The sequence below is a fragment of the Streptomyces prasinopilosus genome, assembly GCF_001419695.1.
GTDB lineage: Bacteria > Actinomycetota > Actinomycetes > Streptomycetales > Streptomycetaceae > Streptomyces > Streptomyces prasinopilosus.
In genome coordinates, this window is the sequence record NZ_LIRG01000233.1 from 1 (window position 1) to 3,559 (window position 3,559).

Here is a 3,559-nt window from a genome sequence, read left to right on the forward strand (position 1 = left end):
ACGGCGCGGGCAAGACGACCCTGCTGCGGGCCGTGTCCGGCACGCTGCGCCTGCACCGCGGCACCATCACGGCAGGCCGCATCCGCTACGGAGACACCGTGCTCGACGGCAAGGACCCCGTGACGGCGGTGCGCGCCGGAGTCGTCCAGGTCCCGGAGGGACGGCGGGTGTTCGCCGGGCTCACGGTCGACGAGAACCTGCGCAGCGGCGGGCTCGGACTCGGCCGCCGCGGCCGGACCCAGGTCCACGAGGCGCGGGAGCGCGTGTTCACGCTCTTCCCCCGGCTCGCCGAACGCACCCACCAGGCCGCCGGTCTGCTCTCCGGGGGCGAGCAGCAGATGCTCGCCATCGGCCGCGCCCTGATGGCCGCCCCCCGGCTGCTGCTTCTCGACGAGCCGTCCCTCGGCCTCGCACCCCGGATGGTGCACCGGATCGCGGAGGTGATCCGCGAGATCAACACCCAGGGCACCGCCGTGCTCCTCGTCGAGCAGAACGCGGGCATGGCACTCTCCCTCGCCGATCACGCCCACGTCCTCGAGGTCGGCGAGACCCGCCTGTCCGGCCCCGCCGGCGAACTCGCCCGCACCGACGCCGTGCGCCGCCTCTACCTGGGCGAGGCGGCCGAGGACCAGGGGGCGGCGTGAACGACCGCACCACCACCGCGCCGCCCGTGCTCGACGTACGGGACGTCACCGTGCGCTTCGCCGGACTCACCGCCCTGGACGCCGTCTCCCTCACCGTCGAACCCGGGACGGTGCACGCGATCATCGGACCCAACGGGGCCGGCAAGTCGACCTGCTTCAACGTGCTGTCCGGCCTGTGCCGCCCGGCCGCGGGCACGGTGACCCTCGGCGGCACCGAACTGACCCGGCTCGCACCGCACCGCATCGCCGCGCTCGGCGTGGCCCGCACCTTCCAGAACATCGTCACCACCCACGGAACGGTCGCCGACAACCTGATGCTCGGCCGCCACGCCCTGACCCGCGCCGGCTTCGCCGCCACCGCGCTGCGCCTGCCGGGCGCCGTCCGCGAGCAGCGCGAACACCTCGCGAGGGCCCGGGAGATCGCCGAACTGACCGGCCTCGGCGCCCACTTCGACAGTCCCGTCGCCCTCCTGTCGTACGGCGACCGCAAACGCGTGGAACTCGCCCGCGCCCTCTGCCTGGAGCCACGCGTACTGCTGCTCGACGAACCGGTGGCCGGCATGAACGCCGCCGAACGCGCCCGCACGGCCGGGGTCGTGGGCGAACTGCGGGCCGAACTCGGCCTGTCCATCGTTCTCGTGGAGCACGACATGGGCCTGGTCATGCGGCTCGCCGACGACGTCACCGTGCTCGACTTCGGCCGGTCCATCGCCCACGGCACCCCCGACGAGGTCCGCCGCGACCCCGAGGTGCTGCGCGCCTACCTCGGCACCGACACCCGGGAGGAGGCGGCATGACCGTGTTCCTGGACAACGTCCTCGGCGGCATCGCCCTCGGCGCGGTCTACGCGCTGGTCGCCCTCGGCTTCGTCGTCATCTTCAAGGCCTCCGGCGTGCTGAACTTCGCCCACGGCTCCCTGCTCCTGTTCGGCGGCTACCTGACCGCCGTCCTCCACGACGACCTCGGCTTCGCCGGCGCCCTGGCGCTGGCGGTCCTCACCACCGCCGCCCTCGCGGGCGCCCTGGACCGGTTCCTGCTGCAGCGCGGCGGACAGGACGCGCACTCCGCCCACGTGCAGACCATCGTCACCATCGGCATCGACATCGTCCTGCTGACCGACCTGTCCCGGCGCATCGGCGGCGACCTGCTGTCCCTCGGCGACCCGTGGGGCGACGCCGTGACCGACCTCGGCCCGGTGACCGTCGCCGACAGCCGGCTCGCGGCGATCGCGGTGTCCGCCGTGGTCATCGGCGGCGTGTTCGCGCTCTTCCGGTTCACCTCCTGGGGGCTCTCCCTGCGGGCGGCGGCGGAGGACCTCGAGGCCGCCTCCCTGATGGGCGTACGGCTCGGCCGGGTGCGCGCCGGCGCCTGGTGCCTGGCCGGCGCACTCGCCGCCCTCGCCGCCGTGTTCCTCGCCGCGTTCCCGGCCCCGGGCCTGGAACGCAGCACCGGCCTGATCGCGCTCAACGCGTTCCCCGCGGCGATCCTCGGCGGACTCGCCTCCCCGGCCGGGGCCCTCGCGGGCAGCCTGCTCATCGGCCTGACCGAGGCGCTGGTCGTCGGTTACCAGTCCGACCTGCACGTCCTCGGCGAGGGCTTCGGCGACGTCGCCCCGTACGCCGTGATGCTGCTGGTGCTCCTGGTACGGCCCACGGGGCTGTTCGGCGCGAAGGGAGCGGCCCGTGTCTGACCGCATCCCCGGAGCGCTGACCGGCCGGGGGGCACGGATGGTGTGCCTCGCGCTCGCCCTGTGCCTCCCGCCGTTCTACCTGGACGCCTTCTGGCTGCGCATCGGCCTGTTCGCCATGGCGGCCGCCATCGGCGCCGTCGGCCTCGCCCTGCTGACCGGCACCGCCGGACAGCTCTCCCTCGGCCACGCCTTCTTCCTCGCCACCGGCGCCTACGGCTACACGTGGCTGGCGGGCGAACCCGGACCGGGACTGCCGCCCGCCCTCGCCGCCCTCCTCGCCGTCCTGCTGGCCGGCGCGGCGGGGGGACTCTTCAGCCCCGTCGCCGGCCGGGTGAAGGGCATCTACCTGGGCATCGCCACCCTCGCCCTGGTCTTCCTCGGCCACCACGTCCTGCTGACCGCGGACTCCGTCACCGGCGGATTCAACGGCCGCTCCGTGCCCCCCTTCACCCTCGGCGGCTTCACCTTCGGGGCCGGCGATCCCGAACTGACCGTGCTCGGCGTGCCGTTCGGCGCCGAGGAACGGCTGTGGTTCCTGGGCCTGGCCCTGTTCGCGTTCACCTGGTTCACCGCCCGCGGCCTGCTGCGCGGACGCCCCGGCCGCGCCCTGGCCGCCCTGCGCGACAGCGAGACCGCGGCCGCCGTGATGGGCGTCGACGTCGCCCGCCACCGCTCGGCGGCCTTCGTGGTGTCGTCCATGTACGCCGGACTCGCGGGCGTCCTCCTGGCCCTCTCCTTCCGCCGGGTCGTCCCGGACTACTTCTCCCTGGTCCTCTCCGTCGACTACCTCGCCATGATCGTCATCGGCGGGCTCGGGTCCGTCGCCGGAGCCACCGCGGGCGCCGTCTTCGTCACCGCGCTCCCGCTGCTCATGACCCGCTACGCCGACCAGCTCCCGCTGGTGGCCGCCCCCGGCTCGGCCGACGGCTCCGTCGGCCCCACCGAGGCCGCCCGCTACCTCTACGGCGCCGCGATCGTCCTCGTCCTGCTGTACGCGCCCGACGGACTGCACGGACTGGCCCGCCGATGACGATCATGGCGAGGTAGTCGACGGAGAGGACCAGGGAGAAGTAGTCCGGGACGACCCGGCGGAAGGAGAGGGCCAGGAGGACGCCCGCGAGTCCGGCGTACATGGACGACACCACGAAGGCCGCCGAGCGGTGGCGGGCGACGTCGACGCCCATCACGGCGGCCGCGGTCTCGCTGTCGCGCAGGGCGGCCAGGG

Annotated in this window: 4 protein-coding genes and 1 pseudogene; 4 read left to right on the top strand and 1 reads right to left on the bottom strand. The window is 74.2% G+C overall.

The genetic code is table 11. From position 1 onward, the window contains the following. From AOK18_RS11295 to AOK18_RS11310, 4 genes are all read left to right on the top strand, one after another. On the top strand, positions 1-644 hold a 644-nt coding region (locus AOK18_RS11295), incomplete at its 5' end, for an ABC transporter ATP-binding protein (RefSeq protein WP_055694245.1). Then, a complete protein-coding gene (locus AOK18_RS11300) occupies positions 641-1,441 on the top strand; it encodes an ABC transporter ATP-binding protein (RefSeq protein WP_055694246.1) in 801 nt (266 codons plus the stop codon). The genes AOK18_RS11295 and AOK18_RS11300, both read left to right, overlap by 4 nt. Beyond that, entirely contained in the window at positions 1,438-2,334 is an 897-nt protein-coding gene (locus AOK18_RS11305; protein ID WP_055574530.1) for a branched-chain amino acid ABC transporter permease, read from the top strand. Before AOK18_RS11300 ends, AOK18_RS11305 begins: the two co-directional genes overlap by 4 nt. Beyond that, positions 2,327-3,364 (top strand): branched-chain amino acid ABC transporter permease, encoded by a 1,038-nt coding sequence (locus tag AOK18_RS11310; protein WP_240503140.1) that lies wholly within the window; start codon positions 2,327-2,329, stop codon positions 3,362-3,364. Before AOK18_RS11305 ends, AOK18_RS11310 begins: the two co-directional genes overlap by 8 nt. Here AOK18_RS11310 and AOK18_RS30715 read toward each other — a convergent pair. Beyond that, positions 3,354-3,559, bottom strand: a pseudogene (locus tag AOK18_RS30715) (ABC transporter permease subunit); the annotation flags it as partial. The gene AOK18_RS11310 and the pseudogene AOK18_RS30715 sit on opposite strands and share 11 nt — an antisense overlap.

Bases quoted from the DNA above. Each gene is read 5' to 3' on its own strand.
- AOK18_RS11305 (WP_055574530.1), top strand. From the start codon at position 1,438: ATGACCGTGTTCCTGGACAACGTCCTCGGCGGCATCGCCCTCGGCGCG.